20 protein-coding genes are annotated in these 21,640 nt (G+C 64.0%); 9 read left to right on the plus strand and 11 right to left on the minus strand.

Features of this window, described 5'->3' with window-relative positions; all coding sequences use genetic code 11:
- Positions 1-7: 7 nt before the first annotated feature.
- The 5 genes from BB28_RS16350 (at position 8) to BB28_RS16370 (ending at position 6,260) form a co-directional block, all read left to right on the plus strand.
- Positions 8-1,438, plus strand: coding sequence for an ABC1 kinase family protein (locus BB28_RS16350; RefSeq protein WP_046254258.1), 1,431 nt, complete (start codon positions 8-10; stop codon positions 1,436-1,438).
- On the plus strand, positions 1,435-2,838 hold the full coding sequence (locus BB28_RS16355; RefSeq protein ID WP_046254259.1) for an ABC1 kinase family protein: 1,404 nt from the start codon (positions 1,435-1,437) through the stop codon (positions 2,836-2,838). Before BB28_RS16350 ends, BB28_RS16355 begins: the two co-directional genes overlap by 4 nt.
- A complete protein-coding gene (locus BB28_RS16360; RefSeq protein WP_046254260.1) occupies positions 2,825-4,009 on the plus strand; it encodes a cytochrome P450 in 1,185 nt (394 codons plus the stop codon). Before BB28_RS16355 ends, BB28_RS16360 begins: the two co-directional genes overlap by 14 nt.
- A 109-nt stretch (positions 4,010-4,118) precedes the next feature.
- Complete coding sequence (locus BB28_RS16365; protein WP_046254261.1) at positions 4,119-5,084, plus strand: ArsR/SmtB family transcription factor; 966 nt, start codon at positions 4,119-4,121, stop codon at positions 5,082-5,084.
- Positions 5,085-5,213: 129 nt separating this feature from the next.
- The gene (locus BB28_RS16370; RefSeq protein WP_046254262.1) at positions 5,214-6,260 is read left to right on the plus strand and encodes an oxygenase MpaB family protein; all 1,047 of its coding nucleotides are present in this window, start codon (positions 5,214-5,216) and stop codon (positions 6,258-6,260) included.
- A 4-nt stretch (positions 6,261-6,264) separates the two neighbouring features.
- Here BB28_RS16370 and BB28_RS16375 read toward each other — a convergent pair whose 3' ends face one another.
- Positions 6,265-6,696: a DUF2752 domain-containing protein gene (locus BB28_RS16375; RefSeq protein ID WP_046255907.1), complete on the minus strand. Its 432-nt coding sequence runs from the start codon at positions 6,694-6,696 to the stop codon at positions 6,265-6,267.
- Positions 6,697-6,766: 70 nt separating this feature from the next.
- Here BB28_RS16375 and BB28_RS25100 point away from each other — a divergent pair, with 70 nt between their 5' ends.
- Complete coding sequence (locus BB28_RS25100) at positions 6,767-6,913, plus strand: hypothetical protein (protein ID WP_157889441.1); 147 nt, start codon at positions 6,767-6,769, stop codon at positions 6,911-6,913.
- A gap of 294 nt (positions 6,914-7,207) precedes the next feature.
- Here BB28_RS25100 and BB28_RS16380 read toward each other — a convergent pair whose 3' ends face one another.
- From BB28_RS16380 to BB28_RS16400, 5 genes are all read right to left on the minus strand, one after another.
- Complete coding sequence (locus tag BB28_RS16380) at positions 7,208-7,873, minus strand: hypothetical protein (protein ID WP_046254263.1); 666 nt, start codon at positions 7,871-7,873, stop codon at positions 7,208-7,210.
- A 114-nt stretch (positions 7,874-7,987) separates the two neighbouring features.
- Entirely contained in the window at positions 7,988-8,512 is a 525-nt protein-coding gene (locus BB28_RS16385) for a hypothetical protein (protein ID WP_046255908.1), read from the minus strand.
- An 858-nt stretch (positions 8,513-9,370) separates the two neighbouring features.
- Entirely contained in the window at positions 9,371-10,372 is a 1,002-nt protein-coding gene (gene ilvC, locus BB28_RS16390; protein ID WP_030094117.1) for a ketol-acid reductoisomerase, read from the minus strand.
- Between the two features lie 57 nt (positions 10,373-10,429).
- The gene (gene ilvN, locus BB28_RS16395) at positions 10,430-10,933 is read right to left on the minus strand and encodes an acetolactate synthase small subunit (protein ID WP_030094118.1); all 504 of its coding nucleotides are present in this window, start codon (positions 10,931-10,933) and stop codon (positions 10,430-10,432) included.
- Entirely contained in the window at positions 10,930-12,780 is a 1,851-nt protein-coding gene (locus BB28_RS16400; RefSeq protein WP_030094119.1) for an acetolactate synthase large subunit, read from the minus strand. Before BB28_RS16400 ends, ilvN begins: the two co-directional genes overlap by 4 nt.
- A gap of 297 nt (positions 12,781-13,077) precedes the next feature.
- On the opposite strand from BB28_RS16400, the gene BB28_RS16405 reads away from it, so the two are divergent.
- Complete coding sequence (locus tag BB28_RS16405) at positions 13,078-13,467, plus strand: PH domain-containing protein (RefSeq protein WP_046254264.1); 390 nt, start codon at positions 13,078-13,080, stop codon at positions 13,465-13,467.
- Here BB28_RS16405 and BB28_RS16410 read toward each other — a convergent pair.
- The 3 genes from BB28_RS16410 to BB28_RS16420 are packed head-to-tail and all read right to left on the minus strand — an operon-like array spanning position 13,464 to position 16,581.
- Complete coding sequence (locus tag BB28_RS16410; RefSeq protein WP_046254265.1) at positions 13,464-14,690, minus strand: saccharopine dehydrogenase family protein; 1,227 nt, start codon at positions 14,688-14,690, stop codon at positions 13,464-13,466. The two genes, BB28_RS16405 and BB28_RS16410, sit on opposite strands and share 4 nt — an antisense overlap.
- 2 nt (positions 14,691-14,692) lie before the next feature.
- The gene (locus BB28_RS16415; RefSeq protein WP_046254266.1) at positions 14,693-16,078 is read right to left on the minus strand and encodes an aspartate aminotransferase family protein; all 1,386 of its coding nucleotides are present in this window, start codon (positions 16,076-16,078) and stop codon (positions 14,693-14,695) included.
- Positions 16,075-16,581 carry an Lrp/AsnC family transcriptional regulator gene (locus tag BB28_RS16420; RefSeq protein WP_030094123.1) on the minus strand — a complete coding sequence of 169 codons (507 nt, stop codon included), beginning with the start codon at positions 16,579-16,581 and terminating at the stop codon, positions 16,075-16,077. The genes BB28_RS16415 and BB28_RS16420 overlap by 4 nt, the downstream gene beginning before the upstream one ends.
- Before the next feature lie 122 nt (positions 16,582-16,703).
- Here BB28_RS16420 and BB28_RS16425 point away from each other — a divergent pair, with 122 nt between their 5' ends.
- Complete coding sequence (locus BB28_RS16425) at positions 16,704-18,179, plus strand: gamma-aminobutyraldehyde dehydrogenase (protein WP_046254267.1); 1,476 nt, start codon at positions 16,704-16,706, stop codon at positions 18,177-18,179.
- Here the strand turns inward: BB28_RS16425 and BB28_RS16430 are convergent.
- A complete protein-coding gene (locus BB28_RS16430) occupies positions 18,176-18,646 on the minus strand; it encodes a MarR family winged helix-turn-helix transcriptional regulator (protein WP_064393521.1) in 471 nt (156 codons plus the stop codon). The genes BB28_RS16425 and BB28_RS16430 overlap by 4 nt on opposite strands.
- Before the next feature lie 76 nt (positions 18,647-18,722).
- Between BB28_RS16430 and BB28_RS16435 the strand changes: the two genes are divergently transcribed.
- On the plus strand, positions 18,723-19,895 hold the full coding sequence (locus BB28_RS16435) for an FAD-dependent monooxygenase (RefSeq protein ID WP_046254268.1): 1,173 nt from the start codon (positions 18,723-18,725) through the stop codon (positions 19,893-19,895).
- On the opposite strand, the gene BB28_RS16440 is transcribed toward BB28_RS16435, so the two are convergent.
- Positions 19,892-21,586, minus strand: coding sequence for an APC family permease (locus BB28_RS16440; protein ID WP_046254269.1), 1,695 nt, complete (start codon positions 21,584-21,586; stop codon positions 19,892-19,894). The two genes, BB28_RS16435 and BB28_RS16440, sit on opposite strands and share 4 nt — an antisense overlap.
- Between the last annotated feature and the right edge of the window lie 54 nt (positions 21,587-21,640).

A 21,640-nucleotide genomic window follows, 5' to 3' on the forward strand; every position in this document is an offset into this window, starting at 1 on the left:
GGTAGTCATGACAGAGGACCTGGTTCCCCGGGGCCGCATCCGGCGCACGATGCCGCTGGCGGGATTCACCGCCCGGGCCGCGGGCGGCCGACTGGTCGCAGGCTTGCGCGAGAAGGCCGGAGACACCGGCGCCGTGGATCGCTTCCATGAAAAGACCGCCGAGCGTTACACCGAACTACTCGGCCACTCCAAGGGCGTCCTGATGAAGGCCGGCCAGATCTTCTCGAGCATCGACACGAGTGCGATGGGTGATGGACGCATCTCCCCGTACGAGCGAGCGATGGCCAAGCTGCAGACCCAGTCACCGCCCATGGACCCCGCGTTGGCGCGGAGGATCATCGAATCCGAGCTCGGGCTGTCGGTGGACAAGGCATACGCCGAGTTCACCGACGAGCCGATATCGTCGGCATCCATAGGCCAGGTCCATCTCGCCGTCCTTCATGACGGCCGCAAGGTCGCCGTCAAGATTCAGTATCCCGGTGTGGCCCAGGCCATTCAGGAAGATCTCGCGAACACCGAACTCGTCACGACCTTCCTGCGGACCTTTCTGTCCCTGCTCGGTCGCAGCGTCGCCATTGACCTGCGCGCGACGGCCGAAGACATTTCGGAACGGATCGCCGAAGAACTCGACTATCGCCGCGAGGTCGCCAACATCGCCTCATTCCACGAGCTGTTCCGTGGGCATCCCTTCATCCGAGTCCCCGAGGCCGTGCCGGAGCTATCCAGCGACCGGGTACTCACCATGACCTACGTGGACGGGATCGGCTGGGCGCAGGCTCAGCAGTCCAGCCGTGAACTCAAAGACACGTGGGGAGAGGCGCTGTGGAGATTCAGCCTCTCCCCTCTGCAACACGCCTCGGCGTTCTACACGGACCTGCACCCGGGGAACTACCGGTTCGGCCTCGACGGATCGATCGGGATCGTCGACTTCGGGTCCGTGAAGATCATTCCCGAACGCCTGCGCCTGGCATGGATACAAATGATCGTCGCCAACCTGCAGAAAAGAATCGGGGACCTGCACTCGATCATGACCGAAGCCGGGTTCATACCCGCCGGATCCACCATGACGACCGATGAAGTGCACCGGTGGATGGACCAGAACAATCCGGATGTTGTTGGTCCGCAACCTGTTACCTATACGGCCCAACTGGTCAACCGGAATATGGCCACCCTGGACACCAGCAGCCCGAACTCACTGTCTGCACGCATCGCGCTGCCGCCCGATCTCATCTACTTCGTCCGGGTTCCGCTGGGTGTGCGGTCAACCCTGTCCAAATTGGGTGCCACGGTGGACGCCCGCGCAGTCGTCGAAGACATGACCGGTGTCGCCGAGCCCACCACTGCGCTCGGGGTACGACATGTGGCATGGGTGCGGGAGCGCGGGCTGCCGTTCGGATTGGAGCCGCGAGACCCGTCAAAGATTGGTGTCCAGCTGTGAGCGACAATCCCATCCCGCGCGGCCGAATCCGGCGCACCATGCCGCTGGCCGGCTTCACCGCCCGAGCCGCAGGCGGGCGACTCGTCGCGGGCCTGCGCGAAAAGGCCGGGGACACCGGCGCCGTCGAACGGTTCCACGAACGCACCGCCGAGCGCTACACCGAACTACTCGGACACTCCAAGGGCGTCCTGATGAAGGCCGGCCAAATCTTCTCGGTCGCCGATATCGCATCCCACGGCTACAACCAGCTTTCCCCATATCAAAACGCCTTGACGCGCCTGCAGGCTGACGCACCGCCCATGCATCCCTTGTTGGCGCGCCAGGCCCTCGAAGAAGATCTTGGGAGATCCGTCGAAGAACTCTTCTCCGAATTCAGCGATGATCCGATCGCCGCGGCGTCGATCGGCCAGGTGCATCGAGCGACCCTTCACGATGGTCGCCCGGTCGCCGTCAAGGTCCAGTATCCCGGTGTGGCACAAGCCATCGAGCACGATCTATCGAACGCGGAGCTGATGGCCACTTTCCTGCGCTTCGCAACAGGTATTGCCGGGCCTCGGCCACAACTGGACCATCGACTCATGGCCGACGAGGTGGCCGCACGCATCTCCGAGGAGTTGGACTATCGGCACGAAGCGGCGAATATCAGGGCCTTCGCGGCGCTCTACGCGGACCATCCCTTTATCCGGATACCCGAGGTGATATCTGAAGCGTCCGGCAATCGGGTGCTCACCATGACCTATCTGGACGGCCTGGATTGGATGGCCGCACAACGGGCGGAACAGGACCTCAAAGATGTTTGGGTGGAGACGATCTGGCGTTTCAGCACCGGATCATTTCGGCACGCGAATCTGTTTCACGCCGACCCGCATCCGGGCAACTATCGGTTCGGGATGGACGGGTCCGTCGGTTTTGTCGACTTCGGCTGCATCAAGGTGGTGCCCGAGTCCTTGCGCTATCGGCTCGTGCAGATGATTCGCGCGGCCGCCGAGGAACGCCGCGAAGACCTACGCCAGCTGATGGTCGATGCCGGATACTTCGCCGCCGACTCCTCGCTGTCAGCTCACGATGTCTTTCAGTGGCTCGGGGCAACCGTGCAGGACATCCGGGGCCCTCAGCCGGTGACATTCACCCGTGAGATATCGAACAGCGCGACCCGTTCCCTGCTGAACTTCCAGACGCTGCATCAGATGTCGATCCCCAGCGATCTGGTGTTCCTGGCCCGGATCAATCTGAACATCAGCGCGCTCTCGGCAACGCTCAACGCGACAGTGCACACGCACGCGCTGCTCGATGATCTCGATGGTGTGGCCGAAGCCATTTCCCCGCTAGGTAAACAGCATGTCGGATGGGTCCGCGAGCGAGGCCTGCCCTTCGGATTGGATCACCATGACCACTGCTAACCCCATCGCACCCCGGATTCCCTGGGATTCAAGGGATCCCTACCGCTACTACGAAAACCTGCGGGCCCGCGGCGACGTGGTCTGGGACGAGAATGCCGGAACCTGGGTGGTTCTGGGTTACCACCCGGCCCGCGAGGTACTGGGTGGCACCGGATGGTCGAGCGATCCCCTCGCCAGCCCGCAGATGCGGGCCTCGGCCCCCGAGTACCTCGACCTGTCCGACTTCGGCAGAAACATGCTCTTCGTCGACGGACCCGACCACACCGAGCTCAGGGGCGCCGTCCGCGACGTATTCACCCCGGGGTTCATCGCCGGCCTGCGCGAAGGCGTGCAATCCATCACCGCTCAGGTCGTCGAATATCCGCAAGCTGGAGAAACTTTCGACTTCATGACCGATATCGCCCTGCCGTTGCCGATCGCGATCATCGGCGAGTGGCTCGGCCTGGACGATGCGGCGTCAGCCGTCCTTCGCCAGGAGTCGCCGGTCATCATCCAGATGCTCGGGGCCTTCGCCGACGTCGAGACTGTCCTCGCCGGCACCTCCGCGGGCGCGACCCTCGCTACCGAACTTCTGCCGCTGGCCGCGGACCGCCGCGTACACCCCGGAGATGACCTTCTCAGCCTGATCGCATCCGATATCAACCTGTCGCTGGAAGACGTGGTGACCATGGCGTTGATGATCGCCATCGCGGGTCATGAGACGACGGCAAACCTACTGGGCGCGAGCATGCTTCGTCTGCTTGCCCCACGCCCCCACGGCCTTCGGCTGGCCGACGAGATCGACCCCGACGACCCGGCGGTCGTTACCGAACTGCTCCGGCTCGACGGTCCGGTGCAGGGCACCGCGCGCGTTGCGACCAAGGACCACAATCTGGCCGGGCACATGATCCGGGAGGGCCAGACGGTGCTCATCGCGATTGCCGCCGCAAACCGCGATCCGCAGGTGTTCGTCGATCCCGCGGAGTTCCGGCTGGGCCGCAAGAGCACCCCGCCGCTGGCCTTCGGATATGGCGCACACCATTGCCTGGGCTCGGCGTTGGCCAAGCTGGAGACCACGGTGGCCATCGGTGAAATCCTGGCGCGCGGACCCGAGGTGATTGGCCCCGTCAGCTGGAGGGATGCCCCCGCCATCCGGGGACCGCGCAGCATCCCCATGCGGTTTCACAGGTAGTTTGCGTTCCCGACAGTTCCACGCAGACATTTCATGGGTGTGCGGGCAGGTATGGGCATATTGTGTGGAAATGCTCGTCAAAGCGGTCCGCAGCGGGTTGTAGGCCAGCGTGTTGCGACTCATCTTCACGGCGAATGACCTTGCTTTGACGAGGTTTCTGCCCATGCCTGCGCCCTTGTTGGAGATGAAGTTCGCGACACGAGCACTACGGCAAGGTATTCGCACACCGTGGGGCGAGCGGTGGCGTTGTCGCGCACTGGCAGCATTTCCCATCGCGGCAGCACCGGGACGTACAGTGGTGAGCCACTTTTCGTGGTCACTGTCGCCCACCGTGCTGGGCGACAGCTTCGATGAGGGTATGCGGTCCATCGAAAAGCTGAATCGGCAGCAGGCGCTGGCAGAGTTGGCCGTCTTCGGGCGCGGCCCCACCGAAGGTGCCGGGGCGCCACCGTATCTCCGGCATGCCATCGCCGGTGATCGCGAAGCCACTGTGGCATTGGGGCGCATGACGAAAGGCGCCTACAAAGCGGTGCTGGAACCGTACTGGCCCGACATCCAGGCGAACCATCAGATTGAACTCGTCCGGCAGGGACGCGTGATGGCGCGCCACGGTGTGCGGGCCGCCCTCGGCAAGATTGTCCCCGGCGCACGATGGAATGGCGACTGCCTTGAGATCGACAGTCCCCAACGCACCACCATCGCGCTGCGTGGCCGCGGCATCGTGTTGACGCCAAGCGTTTTCTGGGCGGGACCACCCCTGGTCGGTGAGCTCGGCGAGCAGCCGGTCGTCCTGGCGTACCCCGCCCCCATCGATTTGACCCTCAGTGTCGGTGCTGAATCCGACCCACTCGCGGCAATACTCGGATCGACCCGAGCCGCGGTACTGCGCGTGCTGACCGCGGAGCACACCACCGGTGATATCGCCCGCAACCTCGGGATCAGCCCCGCATCAGCGTCCGAACACACCTCGGCGCTGAGGCAAGCACGCTTGGTACGCAGCCGCCGTGACGGTAAGGCGGTCATCCACGACGCCACCGCCCTGGGCCTTGACCTGATCGATGCAAACCGCCTGTAGCTGGCGTTTCATCGGCAGAGATCACAACACGAGAGCCACTCCGATAACAGATGCGCGCGCCACTGTTGACAACTGACGTTGTTAACGTCTCCAATGAGGAGGAAGCGAACCGCTCCCTGGGAGGCAACGATGCCAAGCACAGCTGCACACGCCGCAACATCACGCTCGGCGGGCATGCCGCCACGCGGTGATGCCAAAGCCCGAATCTGGCGCCGCGGAGACGGTGCCACTCCCGCCGGTCAACGCACCGGCCCCGACGGACACCCGGATTACGGCTACTTCGGCCCCGGCTCGGTGACCTGGAAGGTGTTTCTGCATCCCTCGGTGGCACCGATGATCGTGCTGGTGACCGCCCTCCTGGAGGGCAGCCATGAGGGGCTGCAGGCCGTCGAGATCAACCACGATCCGGTGTTCACCAAGAGCAAGCGCAATCAGGTCGACTTCGACGACACCGTCAAGCGCATCCAGCGCACCGCCGGCGTCCCGATACCGATCATCTTCGGCGACACCGCAAGTGCCGACGCGCTCGCCGCGCACCTGCGTCACTATCACCGCAATATGAAGGGTGTCATTCCCGGCACCGACCGGCCCTACGATGCGCAGGGCCCGGCCCTGGTGCTCTTCGCGCATGTGACGATCATGCATGCGGCACTACGGATCTACGAGAACACTCCCGCGCCGGGGCGTCTTATCCCCCGGCGTCTCCCTAAAGCCGAACGCGACCAATTCTTCTTGGAAGTCAAGACATTCGCCGAACTCATGGGAGCCGACCCCGACACGGTGCCGGTGACCTCCGAGGAGGTGGAGGCCTATTACGACTCGATCGAATCCGAATACCGGATGGTGAAGGGTTTTGTGCCGGGTGGCATGCGATTCGCTCTATCGGTGATCAGAAACGCACGGGGCTTCGGTGGACTGACGGCGGCTGCGGTCGCCGCGATCACCCTCGTCACCGCCGTGCCGTCTGTTGCGGTGGTGCCCCCAAAGGTGCGGCGTCATTTGGGGATTCCCCGCATCGCCGACCCGGTGCTGGCCCTGCTGCTACGGGTGGCGCAGCCTGCCTTTGTGCCGTTCACACTCGAGCCGATGGCGCGCGAGATCTCGAGACTGTTCATCGGCGATGACGGTATTACGTTGGGAGAGAACGCCCGCGAACTTATGGAGCAGTCCGCCTAGACCCTCACACTCGGAGCGCGGTGAACGGCGCGATCGGAATCAGCCTGATGACGAACCAGGCCGCGAACACCACCAGGATGATCGACGCCACCCATCCGCGCAGCCACGGCGGACTCCAATCAGTGGCTCCCCGCCAGCGGCTGCGCGTCCACGCGACGAAACAGACCGCGAGGAAACCTAATGCCACCAAGGCAACCGCGTTGTAGCGCAGTGCCGCCAGCACGTCACCGTGCATCAATGAGTAGACCATCCGCAGGCCACCGCACGCGGGACAGTCAAGTCCGGTGAGCGCCTTGAACGGACACACCGGAAGCACTCCCCCAGGCGTTGTCGGGTCTCCGAGCCAGATCGCCGCACAACCCGCGACCGCCGCCGCACCCACAACGACGGGTGCGGCGAGACGGGAAGCGACGGACGTCGCGTGGGAGGTGATCATCGAGTTCCAGTATCCACCTGCCTGGGGATGGCCACACTCGAGTATGCCGTGGTTGAGGTTCGACAAGCGCATGACACTCAGCGCGTACGGATCGCTGAATGTCGCTATCCGCAACGACTACTACTTCAACAGCGACAATGTTGCCGTTCGCGCGACGATCCGCTTCGGCGCTGGATTCAGCAAGGCCTGCGCAGGCGTGAAGCTCACTGTCGCCTAGCAAGACCGAAGGTCCCTCGACTCAGCCCTTTCTCCTGGGTCGGGGGACCTTCTATTGGTCACCCCCAGGGGGCACCCCCGGGGCCACCAGGCTGCCACGCAGAGGCTTTGGCGCTGCCGGTTTATGTGGAGTCGACGCAGCTATGGCACAGGGTGCCGAAACCGGCATAACCACACGTCAACCCGATGGTGTCGCATCGGGCGCTGAGGTCGATTACGCGTGCCCGGTGCGTCTACATCACATAGATGTTCGCGTGGGCGTACGCAGACGCTCCAAATGTCGCCGAGGGCGACGTTAATCGTCCGCTTGGTCGGTGAAGTCGTGCCAAAATCGCTTGTCGACCCAGTACGCGCGTTCGCCTCGCGGTTCTGGGTGGTGACGGTACCGCCCAACCGGTGCGCGATACCCATCAGTGGGGTGAGTCGGTGGCGGGCCCCACCGACCATCCCACCATGGAACCCAATGGAAGTCCCAGACGTCATCGTCGGCGGGGTCGAGTTCTTTGAATCTTGCTCCGAGGTTGTAGATGATGTTAAGCCAGCTAAGAGCTTCCTCCATAGCGTGAATCGCGTAGGCCAGATCCTCTTCTCGAATGTCTTCGATGTACCGCCGTTGAATCCAGGTGCCCTCTTGATAAGACTCAAATCCGTTACTGCGCACTATCTTCAACACGCGATGTGGCTGTGAGCCTTCGATCGAGTCAATGTCGATCATGTGAGCGAGCTTGTCGCGGACCTGCTTAGCACGTTTGTAGATTTGCGAGAAAAGATGAGGGAAGGCCACTCCGTAGACGTTGCGAACGATCTTCTTGTATTCGCCCAGGATGAAATCGTCGGCGTACTTCTCTCGCTCCGCGTACGCAGTCGCTTGGTCACCTTCGAGTGCCATCAACGTGTAGTCCTTCATCAGTGATTGAAGCTCTGTCCACACGGCGAAGAGTTTGAGTGCCATCCGTTCCATGGATCGATCCTGACAGGACGTTGCAGACTCGACACGGCTATACAGAGAGTCGGCATCCACACACGAGAAGGCGGCACCACCAAGAGAAGTGATGCCGCCGTCGACGTCGAACGGTTACGCGGATTCGGGTGGATGCGGGCGCATCAGGTTGTAGGCGATCAGGTTGTCCCGCGCGGTGGCGATCCGAGAACTGAGTGGATCGAGGCGGGATTTCAGTCCGGCTGCTTCGAAAAGCAGGGCCAAGACCCCTAGCACGGATGCGGCCTTCCCGAGCGTGGACTCCAGCCTGGTGATGACGGCGCGCATCTCCTCCATCAACGCCAAGAGATCGCTCACAGGACCAACGATGTACGGGTCTTCCGTGAGTTCCAGGACGGTAGTGCCCCTCGTGGCGACGACTTCGAGTCGTTCCATGACCTCCGGCTGCACGCCGACCAACGAAGTGTGCGCCTTGCGGAGTGCCCGCTTGAGGTCCTCCCAGGCGCGCTGGATGTCAGCCCACGTCGTTTTGTTGGGGGCAGTGCGATCGATTGGTGTCGGCGTGTCGAAGTTGAGGTTCACCGACAAGAAATCATCAATGGCCTGGACAAATTCGGCTATGGGATCGTCTAACGGATCCTTTGGTTGTGGTGCAGGCATGACGCCTTCCCGTTGAGAGAGCGGAAACACAAGCCCCTATCCGGGCCGATTTTCGACCCAGAATCTGCTTTGCGTGTAACGTCCCTCAGAGCATCCTCAGAAAATGCACAAATCAAGGCGTTAAACCCTCGGCCGGAGACTTACCTCGGACGAGGGTTTCGTCATCTCAACTCTGGATCAAGACACTACACCTAGTGTCCGACATCTCTACCGAACACAACATGTCTCGCAAATGACAAGGTTGTGGTTTCACAGGTGGTTGGAGTGTCGGACCCCGGGGGCTCGGCGTGTCGCGGCGAAAGCATATCCCCTAGATATAGGGGTGTGAAGCTCGACCTCGCATTCGAGTCCAAAGGGTTGGAGCGGCGCCGCACCTCCAGAACCAGGGCTAGTGTCACAGCCGAGTGCCGTCGCGCCGCCAGGCATAGTTGCACCCGCTCCGGTCGTAGCGAAACCGTGTGCAGCCAAGAAACTCGCCGTGCTCCTGACTCCACGAGACTTTGACCGTCCCCTTGCCACACCGGCACACATCACCCGCTGAGACAGGCGGACGGTATCGAGTCGACCCCGTGCCACCACCGAAGAATCCCCGAAGTAGGTCACTTATGGACCCCATGTCTAGGAATCATGCCAGCGTCACCACGTCCTGACAGGCGCTTCACTGAACCCGAGGGGTCGCGAGACGATGAAGCACCAAAGTTCTTGTGTCTCAAGGCTTCCCGATCAATCAACAGAGGTGTAAAGCTAGATCGTCGCGTATTCGATCGACACCATTCCTATTGAACGTCGACCGCGGAAAACGCAAAAGCCCCCGTCACTCCTAAGAGTGCGGGGGCCTTGCGTTCAGATAAACAGAGACTAAGCGGTCTCGGTGATGGGCCGGTCAACCCAGCTCATCAGGTCGCGCAGCTTCTTGCCGGTGACCTCGATCGGGTGCTCGGCGTTCTCCTTGCGCAGACCCTCAAGCTCCTTGTTGCCGCCCTCGACGTTGGCGACGAGGCGCTTGACGAAGGTGCCGTCCTGGATGTCCGTGAGGATGTCCTTCATCCGCTGCTTGGTGCCAGCGTCGATGACGCGCGGGCCCGACAGGTACCCACCGAACTCCGCGGTGTCGGACACCGAGTAGTTCATGCGGGCGATGCCGCCCTCGTACATCAGGTCGACGATCAGCTTGAGCTCGTGCAGCACCTCGAAGTACGCCATCTCGGGGGCGTATCCGGCCTCGACCATGACGTCGAATCCGGTCTTGACCAGTTCTTCGGTGCCACCGCAGAGCACGGCCTGCTCACCGAACAGGTCGGTCTCGGTCTCTTCCTTGAAGTCGGTCTTGATGACGCCGGCGCGGGTGCCACCAATGCCCTTGGCGTAGGACAGCGCGAGGGCCTGGCCCTCACCCTTGGGGTCCTGGTGCACGGCGATGAGCGCGGGCACACCCTTGCCATCGACGAACTGACGACGCACCAGGTGGCCGGGGCCCTTCGGGGCGACCATGGCAACGGTGACGTTGGCCGGGGGCTTGATCAGACCGAAGTGGATGTTCAGGCCGTGACCGAAGAACAGCGCGTCGCCGTCCTTGAGGTGCGGCTCGATCTCCTTGGAGAAAATCTCGGCCTGCGCGGTGTCGGGCGCCAGGATCATGATGACGTCGGCCCACTTGGCGACCTCTTCGGGAGTGTCGACCTCAAGACCCTGCTCGGTGACCTTGTCGCGCGACTTCGAACCCTCGCGCAGACCGACCTTCACCTGAACGCCGGAGTCGCGCAGGCTCAGCGAGTGCGCGTGTCCCTGGCTGCCGTACCCGATAACGCCGACCTTGCGGCCCTGAATCAGGGTGAGGTCCGCATCATCGTCATAGAACATCTCAACTGCCACAGTGCTTTTCCCTTCTTACTTCTTCTCTTAACGTCTTTATGACTTTTACTTGGCGGCGGCGATGGACCGCGGGCCGCGCGACAGCGCGACCACGCCGGACTGCACGATCTCCCGAATACCGTACGGGTCGAGCATCCGCAGCAGTGCATCCAGCTTGGACTGGGTGCCCGTCGCCTCGATGGTCACCGACTCCGGCGATACATCCACGACCTTGGCACGGAACAGGTTCACCACCTCGATGACCTGCGCCCGCACCGTCGCATCGGCGCGCACCTTGACGAGCATCAGCTCGCGGGCCACCGAATTCTCCTCGTCCTGTTCGACGATCTTGATCACGTTGATGAGCTTGTTGAGCTGCTTGGTGACCTGTTCGAGCGGAAAATCGTCGACGGTGACGACGATCGTCATGCGCGAAATACCTTTGAGCTCCGTCGGGCCCACCGCCAACGATGCGATGTTGAAGCCACGACGGGAGAACAGTGCGGCGACACGGGCGAGCACACCGGGACGGTCCTCGACCAGAACGCTCAGAGTGTGGGTGCTGGTCATCGTGACCCTTCCTGCTCCGCAGTTTCATCATCGTCGAACAGCGGCCGGATGCCCCGCGCCGCCTGGATCTCGTCATTGCTGGTGCCCGCCGCGACCATCGGCCACACCTGGGCGTCGGCACCGACGATGAAGTCGATGACCACCGGGCGATCGTTGATGGCCCGTGCCTCTTCGATCACCTTGGCGACGTCCTCTTCACGCTCGCAACGCAATCCGACACAGCCAAGCGCCTCGGCCAGCTTCACGAAATCGGGGATGCGGCGCGAGTGCGTGGCCAAGTCGGTCTGCGAGTAGCGCTGCTCGTAGAACAGCGTCTGCCACTGACGCACCATGCCCAGGTTGCCGTTATTGATGAGCGCCACCTTGATGGGCACGCCCTCGATGGCGCAGGTGGCCAGCTCCTGGTTGGTCATCTGGAAGCAGCCGTCACCGTCGATGGCCCACACCTCGGCCTCGGGGCGCGCCATCTTGGCACCCATGGCCGCGGGCACCGCGAAGCCCATGGTGCCCAGGCCACCGGAGTTGAGCCAGGTACGCGGGTTCTCGTACTTGACGAACTGTGCCGCCCACATCTGGTGCTGCCCAACGCCCGCCACGTAGACCGCGTCGGGTCCGGCGATCTTGCCCAACGTCTCGATGACGAACTCCGGGCCCAGGCTGCCGTCGTGCTGTGCGTCGTATCCCAGCGGGTAGGTCGCGCGGATACCGGACAGGTACTCCCACCACTCGGACAGATCGGTGGTCGCACCGGTCGCGCGGTCGTTCCGGATGGCTTCGGTCAGCTCGGAGATGACGTTCTTCACGTCGCCGACGATCGGCACATCCGCGTGGCGGTTCTTACCGATCTCGGCGGGGTCGATATCGGCGTGAATCACCTTGGCGTCCGGCGCGAACGAGTCCAGCTGCCCGGTGACGCGGTCGTCGAAACGCGCGCCCAGGGTGATCAGCAGATCGCTGCGCTGCAGTGCTGCCACCGCGCCGACGGTGCCGTGCATCCCGGGCATACCCATGTGCAGCTCGTGGCTGTCGGGGAATGCACCGCGCGCCATAAGGGTGGTGACGACGGGGATGCCGGTCAGTTCGGCCAATTCCTTAAGTTCCGGGGATGCGTCCGCGCGGATGACACCGCCACCGACGTACAGCACCGGGCGCTTGGCGGCGGCGATGAGCCGAACCGCCTCACGGACCTGCTTGCCGTGCGGCTTGGTGACGGGCTTATAGCCGGGCAGATAGATCTGCGGCGGCCAGCTGAACGTGGTCTGCGCCTGCAGCACGTCCTTGGGGATATCGACGAGGACCGCGCCGGGACGGCCGCTCTGGGCGATGTAGAAAGCCTCGGCGATGACCCGAGGGATTTCCTCGGCGTTGTTCACCAGGAAGTTGTGCTTGGTGATCGGCATGGTGATGCCGGAGATGTCGGCTTCCTGGAAGGCGTCGGTGCCGATGAGGCCCCGCCCCACCTGCCCGGTGATCGCGACCACCGGGATGGAATCCATCTGTGCGTCGGCCAACGGGGTGACCAGGTTGGTGGCACCCGGGCCAGAGGTGGCCATCATGACGCCGACCTTGCCGCTGGCGTGGGCGTACCCGCTGGCGGCGTGCCCGCCACCCTGCTCGTGCCGCACCAGGACATGCCGGACCTTCACCGAGTCGTACAGCGGGTCGTACACGGGCAGCACCGCACCGCCGGGAATACCGAAGATGACCTCGACACCGAGCTCCTCAAGCGAGCGCACTACCGACTGCGCGCCGGTGACGCGCTGGGGTGCGACGGTGTTCGCTTCCGGAGCTGCTGCTGGGGCCGGCCCAGAAGCAGAAGCCGGCTTGGGCTTTGCAGGTGCACTCATGGTGGTCTGTCCTCTTGTTGTGTCCGTACTGAAAACCTATGGCAACAAAAAACCCCCGCCAGCGGTCTGCTGTACGAGGGTTGCGCGTCGAGTGTGCGCGAGTTGCCTTGGACTCGGGCTACGCGTCGACGCGCATACCGATTACTACGAGCAAGGCGGGGTTGTTCACACCGCGTACGGTAGTCGTTTCTGGAGGTCCGAGTCAAATCCCTGCTAGGGGCGGCTTCGCCGAGCGTGAAGCCACTGAGTTCCGGGCCGAATTCTCGCCCTGGCCTCACCGTCGGGGACAATGGATGGATGACCGAGGAGAAGCGCACAGTCATCAGGACGTCGCCGATGGCGCATTTCATGTCCGGGTTCCTGGCGCTCGGCATCCTGACGTTCGTCCTGTACATCCCGGTCCTCGCACCGCTGCTGCTGATCCCCGCCGCCATGTCCTATGCCATCGTCCGGTATCGGACCGCAGTCGACACCGAATCAGTGCAGGTACGAACGCTGGCAAGCACCCGGACGCTGCCGTGGACAGAGGTCAAGGGCCTCGGATTCGACAGGCACGCCTGGGCACGCGCGGAACTCGTCGACGGCACCTCGCTGCGTCTCCCGGCGGTCACCTTCTCGACGCTGCCGATCCTGTCGGCGGCCAGCAATGGCCGGGTGCCGAATCCGTACCAAGGGGTTCAGCGCTAGGCGGCCAAACGGTCCTGCATGCCCCACGGCGCACCGAAGGTATTGAGCCGGTCCAGGAACGGGAGGCTGTCGAAGGCCTCCGGCCCCAGCACACCGGTGCCGCTCCACGCACCCTCGGCGAGCAGTTCCAGGGCCACCACCGGGTTCACGGCGGTCTGCCACACGACACATTGCGCACCGTCACGTGCCATCGTCCACTCGTTGTCGACGACGTGATGCAGGTAGACCTCGCGGGGCTTGCCGTCCTTGCCGGTCCCAGTCACCCACAGACCCGCACAGGTGGCCCCGCGCATCAGATGCCCCAGCCCGGCCGGGTCCGGTAGGCACGCCGCCACCACATCACGAGGACTGACCGCGGCGGCGCGGCCGTCGGCGTGCACGCTGACCGGGTCGGTGCTGTCCAGCCCGACCAGGCGCAGGGTGCGCAGCACGTTGATGAATTCGGCGCCGAGGCCGTATTTGAATGTCACCCGCCGGGCGTTCACCCAGCGCGGCATGAGCACCACTTCCTCGTGCTCGACGTTGACGCATTCGACGGGGCCGATGCCTCCGGGGAAGTCGAAAACCTCCGGTTCGCTGAACGGTTCGGTGGTGAAGAACCCCTTGTTGCGTTCCCAGATCAGGGGCGGATTCAGGCATTCCTCGATGGTCGTCCAGATCGAGAAGGACGGCGCGAATCGGTATCCCTGCACCTCGAGATTGGATCCGTCGCGAGTGCCCAGCTCGTCGATCTCGGAGAACAGATGGTCGGCGGCGTACCGCGCGAACACGTCACTCAGACCCGGCTCGACCCCGATACCGACCAGGGCCAACAGCCCTGCGGCTTCCCATTTTTCGGCCGCGGCGAACTGTTCATCGCCCAGCATCACCCCGGGCAGTTCGTACGGTCTTTCCGGATGGCGATGCGACAAACTCATCGCCATGTCGAGGTAGGTCACGCCTGCCGCGAAGCACCCGTCGAACACACTCATCACGAATCGAGGGTCGACCGCGTTGAGGGCGTGGGTTATTCGATGTTCCCGGCACAGCGCCGCGACATCGTCAGCCGAGGAGGCGTCGATGCGCGCCGCCGTGAATCGTGGATCACCGAGCCGATCCACCACCGCCTGCGCCCGGGCCATGTCATAGTCCGCGATCACCAGCGCCTCGAAGAACTCGCGACGGGCCGCGATGAACGCGGCCGCGCTGCCCACTCCCCCGGCACCCACGATGAGAATTCGCATGTCTATAACCGCGCCCACGCCTCGGTGAGCACCCCGCGCAGGATCTGCTCGATCGCATCGAACTCCTGCTTCCCCGAAATCAGCGGCGGTGCAAGCTGAATCACCGGGTCACCGCGGTCGTCGGCGCGACAGTACAGGCCAGCATCCCAGAGCGCGGCAGACAGGAAGCCGCGCAGCAGCCGCTCGCTCTCCTCGCCGCTGAACGTCTCCTTGGTCGTCTTGTCCTTGACCAATTCGATTCCGTAGAAGTACCCCTCACCGCGCACGTCACCGACGATCGGCAGGTCGTGGAGTTTCTCCAGGGTGGCCCGGAACACCGGGGCGTTCTCATGCACCCGATCGTTGAGGCCCTCCCGTTCGAAAATATCGAGGTTGGCAAGAGCCACCGCCGCCGAAACAGGATGTCCGCCAAAGGTATATCCGTGTGGGAAAGTGGTTTTACCGTCGTTGAACGGCTCGAACAGACGGTCCGTGGCGATCATCGCCCCGATCGGCGAGTAGCCAGAGGTCATGCCCTTGGCGCAGGTGATGATGTCCGGCTGGTACCCGAAATCCTCGCAGGCGAACATCGATCCGATACGGCCGAAGGCACAGATCACCTCGTCGGACACCAGCAGCACGTCGTACTCGTCGCAGATTTCCCGTACCCGCTCGAAGTAGCCCGGCGGGGGCGGGAAGCAACCGCCCGCGTTCTGCACAGGTTCGAGGAAGACCGCCGCGACCGTGTCGGGTCCCTCGAATTCGATCGCCTCGGCGATCCGGTCGGCACAGTAACGCCCGAACGCCTTGGGATCGTGGGCGTAGGCCTCCGGGGCCCGATAGAAGTTGGTGTTCGGTGCGCGGAACCCGCCCGGGGTCAGCGGTTCGAAGGGTGCCTTGAACGCCGGCAGACCGGTGATGGCCAGAGCGCCCTGCGGGGTTCCGTGATACGCGATGGCGCGCGAAATCACCTTGTGCTTACCAGGTTTACCGGTCAGCTTGAAGAACTGTTTGGCCAGCTTCCACGCGCTTTCCACCGCTTCTCCCCCGCCCGTGGTGAAGAAGACGCGGTTCAGGTCGCCCGGGGCGTACCCGGCGATGCGATCGGCCAGCTCGATCGCGGTCGGGGTGGCGTAGGACCACAGCGGGAAGAACGCGAGCTTCTCGGCTTGCCGGGCGGCGGCCTCCGCCAGTTCGGTGCGGCCGTGCCCGGCCTGCACGACGAACAATCCCGAAAGACCGTCGAGATAACTCTTACCGCGGTCATCCCAGATCCGCACGCCCTCACCGCGCGTGATGATGGGCGGCGATATGCCCTCACCGTGGCGGGCGAAGTGGCCCCACAGATGGCGGGACGCCTTTTCCTGCAGGTCGCCGGAGATCTCGCGTGCTACATCGACGGTTGTCACCGTGTACCCCAATTGTATTGTTGTTTCACTAGTTTCAGATAAACCAGGGTTTCCGTGGAGGTCACCCCGGGCACGGCACGAATCTGCTTGTTCAGCAGAACCAACAGGTCGTCGTCGTCCTCGCAGACCACCTCGACGATCGCGTCGAAGGTTCCGGCAGTGAGCACCACGTAGTCGACCGCCTCCAGCTCCGCGAGCCGGTCGGCCACCTCGGTGGTGTCACCGGAGCATTTGATGCCGATCATGGCCTGGCGCGCGAACCCCAGCTGCATGGGATCGGTGACCGCCACGATCTGCATGACGCCGGCGTCGATCATGCGTTGGACCCGTTGACGCACCGCCGCCTCCGAGAGGCCCACCGACTTACCGATGGTCGCGTATGGGCGCCGCCCATCCTGCTGAAGCTCCTCGACAATCGCTTTGGAAGCCTCATCGAGCTGGAATGCTGCCGAGCCGTTACCCGGATCGGCGACCCGCAACAGACGCCGTTTCGTGTTGGTCACGAGCTCGATTGTGCACGGATTCCGTCATCTATTGCAATGTTTTACGACGAATTACCGTTAAGAGCGGACTATTGACGATGGAATCCGTGGCCTAAAGCACCGATTTTCGATACCGTGGCCAGGTGAGCGCACCAAGCAGCTGGATCAATGGCCGCCTCGTCACAACCCGCGGCGATACGCATCGCGTGATCAACCCCGCGACCGGGACAACCGTCGCCGAACTAAGCCTGGCGACCCCCGACGACGCCGATGCGGCAGTGGCGGCAGCCAGGGCCGCGGGGCCCGGCTGGGCCTGCTCAACCCCCGCCGACCGTGCCGCTGTCCTGGCCAAACTGGCCGCCGCCATGGCGGCCAAAGCCGACACGCTGGTGTCCGAGGAGGTCTCCCAGACGGGTAAACCGGTGCGCCTGGCATCGGAGTTCGATGTGCCCGGCAGCATCGACAATGTCGAGTTTTTCGCGGGTGCCGCAAGACATCTGGACGGTAAGGCCACGGCCGAATACTCCCCCGACCACACCTCCAGCATCCGGCGCGAGGCCGCCGGGGTGGTCGCCACCATCACCCCGTGGAACTACCCGCTGCAGATGGCGGTGTGGAAGGTGCTGCCCGCACTGGCGGCAGGGTGCACGGTGGTGATCAAGCCCAGCGAGCTGACACCGCTGACCACACTCACGCTGGCACGCCTGGCCACCGAGGCCGGGCTGCCCGATGGCGTGCTCAACGTCGTCACCGGACGCGGCGATGACGTGGGCAGCACCCTCGCGGGCCACCCCGATGTGGATTTGGTGACCTTCACCGGATCCACCACTGTGGGCCGGAAGGTAATGGCCGCGGCCGCCGTTCATGGGCATCGAACACAGCTGGAGCTCGGCGGCAAGGCACCCTTCGTGGTGTTCGACGACGCCGACCTGGACGCCGCCATTCAGGGCGCGGTCGCCGGCGCGATCATCAACTCCGGCCAGGACTGCACGGCCGCGACCCGGGCGATCGTCGCCCGCGATCTGTACGACGACTTCGTCGCCGGAGTCGGCGAGGTGATGAACAAGATCGTCGTCGGCGATCCCTTGGATCCGAACACCGATATCGGACCGCTGATTTCGGCCCCCCATCGCGCCAGGGTTGCGAGCATCGTGGACCGCGCCCCTGCCCAGGGCGGCCGAATCGTCAGCGGTGCAAGCTCACCCGATCTGCCGGGATTCTTCTACCGGCCCACCCTGATCGCCGACGTCGCGGAGACATCCGAGGCCTACCGCGACGAGATCTTCGGTCCGGTACTCACCGTGCGCGCGTTCTCCGATGACGACGACGCACTGCGGCAGGCGAACGACACCGCCTATGGCCTTGCCGCCTCGGCGTGGACGCGCGATGTCTACCGCGCGCAGCGGGCCTCGCGGCAGATCAAGGCGGGTTGCGTATGGATCAACGACCACATCCCCATCGTCAGCGAGATGCCGCACGGCGGATTCGGCGCGTCCGGCTTCGGCAAGGACATGTCCGACTACTCCCTTGAGGAGTATCTGACCATCAAGCATGTGATGAGCGATATCACCGGTACCGCCGAAAAGGACTGGCACCGAACTATTTTCGCGAAACGTTAGGGCCGCGCGTCCAAGTTGTCGTTGATGAGCGCCGCGAGCCGGGTAAGGCTCGTGGTCATCGCACGACGATCGGCACCCGCCAATTCGGCGAAGACCGCGTGCTGCCGTGCCCGAAAGGCCACCTGCGCGTTGACCACCCTCGTACGCCCGGCGGTGGTCAAGCCCACCAGGACCAACCGGTCATCCGATGCCGAGCGGGTGCGTTCGACCACACCCCGTTCTTCTAACTGCTTGAGCGCGCGCGTGGCCGTCGGCACCGCCACTCCCGCCGTCCCGGCCAGCTGACTCACCGACATCGATTCCCGGTCCAGCAGCGGTGCCAGCAGCTCGAGCTGCGAGCGACTCATACCCGCCTGCGTCCCCGCGGGCGACGTTCGTCCCCGGCGCATCGCGAAGTACAGCGCGTCCGTGGCCGCCACCAGCTCTTCGATCTCACGGGCACTGTTTCCGCTCGGTTGTCCTGGCACCCCGACAGTCTAAGGGTTAGCATAACAATAGTTAGCATGCTAACATTATTGTCGAAGCCAACGAAAGGACACGAACATGCGTGTAGCGATCATCGGCGCCGGAATCGGTGGGCTCACCGCAGCAGCGGCGTTGCGCGCCAACGGTATCGACGTCATCGTCTATGAGAAGGCGCACGAACTGCGCGAGGTGGGCGCGGGCGTCGTCGTCGCGAACAACGGCCAGCGCGCACTCGATGCCGTGGGCCTTGGCGATCGGGTACGGGAGGTCGGCACGCGAATCGAACGCACCGTGTGGAGCACCTGGCACGGAGAAGATGTCCCGGTGCCGCCTGCGTGGCCGTCGGTCACCCCGGGACGCCCGGTGACCTCCCTGCCCGTACACCGCGGCGAACTACAGCAGGCGCTGCTGGGCGCACTACCCGCCGGGACCGTCCACCTCGGGCGCCCCTGCCAGGACGTGATCGAAACCGCCGACGGGGCCCGCATCGTCTTCGCCGACGGCTCCGAGGAGCACGCCGACATCGTCGTCGGTGCCGATGGCATCCACTCGGCGGTGCAGCAGGCGGTCGCAGGCCCCGTTGAGCTGTCCAGCGAGGGCATCATGGCCTACCGCGGTTTGATTCCCGTCGAACGCCTCGACGACTCCGTCGACCTCCAGCGGATGCAGATGTGGCTCGGCCCTGGGCGCAGTTTCCTCATCTATCCGGTCTCCCGAGGACGGTTGCTGAACATCGTGGCCTTCACGGCCACCGATCTCGATGCCGAGGAATCGTGGACGGCACCGGGTGATGTGCGGGCCCTCGCGGCGGAGTTCGCGGATTGGGCACACCCCGTTCCGGCCATTATCGACGCACTTCCAGAAACCTTCCGGTGGGGACTTTACGATCGAAAGTCGTTGGGCCGATGGTCAACTGACCGCATCACCCTTCTCGGCGACGCCGCGCACCCGGTAACCCCGCATCTGGGCCAGGGCGCGAACATGGCGATCGAGGACGCGGTCGTGCTCGCCACCGTTCTCGCGGGCGCTTCGGTGGCCGATGTCCCCCAGCGGCTGGCCTTGTACGAGTCCCTGCGGCGTGACCGCACAAGTCGTATTCAGCAGAACGCACGCCAAGCGGGCGCGATCTACCGTGCCACCGATCTCAGCACCCAGCAGCAGGCCGCCGGGCTCACCGCGATCCTGGCCGGTGACTGGATCCCCGACTACGACGCCACCGCGGCAGCCGAGGCGGCGCTGGCCTCGCTCTAATCCTTAGTGAACTCCTCGCCGGTCAGTGGGTTCACCGCGACTTCACCCTCGGGCAGGTTAGACAGATCACCGGCGATGACGGTCTGTTGCGCCTCGACCGCATCGGGCAGTCCAAAGTGGGCGGTGGCCCCGACGGGGGCCAGCACCAGATCGGCGCTGCGCCGTGGCAGCGTCTCCCCCTGGAAGAACGGCGGCGCGGCCACCCGCCATAACAACATCAAAACCACACCGAGCACCAGCGCACCCACACCCACGACCGCCACGGCGCCGACTCCGAAGACGGTGACGTTGTTACCGGCGTCATCGATGAGCCAGTCGGGCTTGGCATATTGAATGAGCCCGTACACGAAGACCACGCTCAGGGTGACTCCGCCGGCCAACGGCATGACACCGCGCATCATCAAATCGCGGAAGCTGTCGGTGAGCGTCTTGCGGTAGAACCACACACACGCGAAGCCGGTGAGCCCGTAATAGAAGGCGATCATCAATCCGACCGACCCGATGAGTGCCGTCAGCAGGTTGGTGCTGATTGCGGTGAACAGGACGTAGAACACGATCGATATCGCGCCCATCGCAATGGTGGACGTCGACGGCGTCAGGTACTTGCGGTGAATCGACGCGAACGATTCCGGTAGCGCCTTGTACACACCCATCGACAGGGTGGTGCGAGCTGTCGGCAGGATCGTGGTCTGTGTGCAGGCCGACGCCGAGGTCAGGATCGACGCCGAGAGCAGCAGCATTCCGAGGTGCCCCAGGAAGCTGTCGCCGAAAAGCTCGGGCCCGATGGCCTTGAACACGTCGGCAGCGTTCTCTTGATTGCCCAGGCCGACTCCCTCCGTGCCGACTCCCGCGAAGGCCACGGCCGCCACGCTGACCAGGGCGTAGGTGGCCAGCAGCAGGAATGTCGAGATGACCGCGGCCCGGCCGGGTGTGCGTCCGGGGTCATCGGACTCCTCGTTGCAGGCCACCGCGGTATCCCAGCCCCAGTAGATGAAGATCGTCGTCAGTACCGCCGGAGCGATCACCGTGCTGAAGTCCATGCCGCCCGGCCAGAACCAGGACAACGAGGGCAGCAGTGAGTAGTCCTCGGCGTTGTGTGTGTAGACCTTGATCAGGGCCACGATCGCGAACGCGATCAGCACCACCACTTCGACAGTGAGCAGCCAGTACTGCAGCCGGGCCGATACCTCGATGCCCCGATAACAGATGTAGGTCATGATCACGATCCAGATGACCCCCGCCACCGTGGACCACAGCACGCTGTCGGCCAAACCGGCCGCCGACGACCAGCCCAGGTCGCCGACGAAGGTGAACGAGTAGGCACCGGCGACCTGCGCCAGGTTGGCCAGACAGATGACGTCCGCCGCGATGATGCCCCAGCCGCCCAGCCATCCGACGATCGGCCCGAAGGTCCGCGAGGCCCAGGTGAACGTGGTCCCGCAGTCCGGCTCGGCCTTATTCAGCTCCTGGTAGGCCACCGCGATCAGATACATCGGGATGAACGAAATCAGCACGATCGCGGGTGCCTTGACCCCGGCGAGCAGGGCGCCACCGCTGGCGACGATCAACCCCAGGGTGGCGGCCAGGCTGTATGCGGGCGCCGTGGACGCCAGCCCGACCACGATGCTGGACATCAGGCCCAGCGCTCCGCCCTTGAGTCCCTTGCTCTCGACGGGGTTATCTGAGCTCATACACGTCTCCTCGCTCGGCGGACTGCGAGCAGAATACGTTTTCCGTTGACATTT

Origin of the sequence: Mycobacteroides chelonae CCUG 47445 (assembly GCF_001632805.1) — a bacterium.
Taxonomy (GTDB): domain Bacteria; phylum Actinomycetota; class Actinomycetes; order Mycobacteriales; family Mycobacteriaceae; genus Mycobacterium; species Mycobacterium chelonae.

Excerpts from the sequence above, each read along its gene's own strand:
- BB28_RS16350 (WP_046254258.1), top strand. The coding sequence starts at position 8 with ATGACAGAGGACCTGGTTCCCCGGGGCCGCATCCGGCGCACGATGCCG.
- BB28_RS16360 (WP_046254260.1), top strand. The coding sequence starts at position 2,825 with ATGACCACTGCTAACCCCATCGCACCCCGGATTCCCTGGGATTCAAGG.
- BB28_RS16370 (WP_046254262.1), top strand. The coding sequence starts at position 5,214 with ATGCCAAGCACAGCTGCACACGCCGCAACATCACGCTCGGCGGGCATG.
- BB28_RS16375 (WP_046255907.1), bottom strand. The coding sequence starts at position 6,696 with ATGATCACCTCCCACGCGACGTCCGTCGCTTCCCGTCTCGCCGCACCC.
- BB28_RS25100 (WP_157889441.1), top strand. The coding sequence starts at position 6,767 with ATGACACTCAGCGCGTACGGATCGCTGAATGTCGCTATCCGCAACGAC.
- BB28_RS16380 (WP_046254263.1), bottom strand. The coding sequence starts at position 7,873 with ATGGAACGGATGGCACTCAAACTCTTCGCCGTGTGGACAGAGCTTCAA.
- BB28_RS16385 (WP_046255908.1), bottom strand. The coding sequence starts at position 8,512 with ATGCCTGCACCACAACCAAAGGATCCGTTAGACGATCCCATAGCCGAA.
- ilvC (WP_030094117.1), bottom strand. The coding sequence starts at position 10,372 with ATGTTCTATGACGATGATGCGGACCTCACCCTGATTCAGGGCCGCAAG.
- ilvN (WP_030094118.1), bottom strand. The coding sequence starts at position 10,933 with ATGACCAGCACCCACACTCTGAGCGTTCTGGTCGAGGACCGTCCCGGT.
- BB28_RS16400 (WP_030094119.1), bottom strand. The coding sequence starts at position 12,780 with ATGAGTGCACCTGCAAAGCCCAAGCCGGCTTCTGCTTCTGGGCCGGCC.
- BB28_RS16405 (WP_046254264.1), top strand. The coding sequence starts at position 13,078 with ATGACCGAGGAGAAGCGCACAGTCATCAGGACGTCGCCGATGGCGCAT.
- BB28_RS16410 (WP_046254265.1), bottom strand. The coding sequence starts at position 14,690 with ATGCGAATTCTCATCGTGGGTGCCGGGGGAGTGGGCAGCGCGGCCGCG.
- BB28_RS16435 (WP_046254268.1), top strand. The coding sequence starts at position 18,723 with ATGCGTGTAGCGATCATCGGCGCCGGAATCGGTGGGCTCACCGCAGCA.
- BB28_RS16440 (WP_046254269.1), bottom strand. The coding sequence starts at position 21,586 with ATGAGCTCAGATAACCCCGTCGAGAGCAAGGGACTCAAGGGCGGAGCG.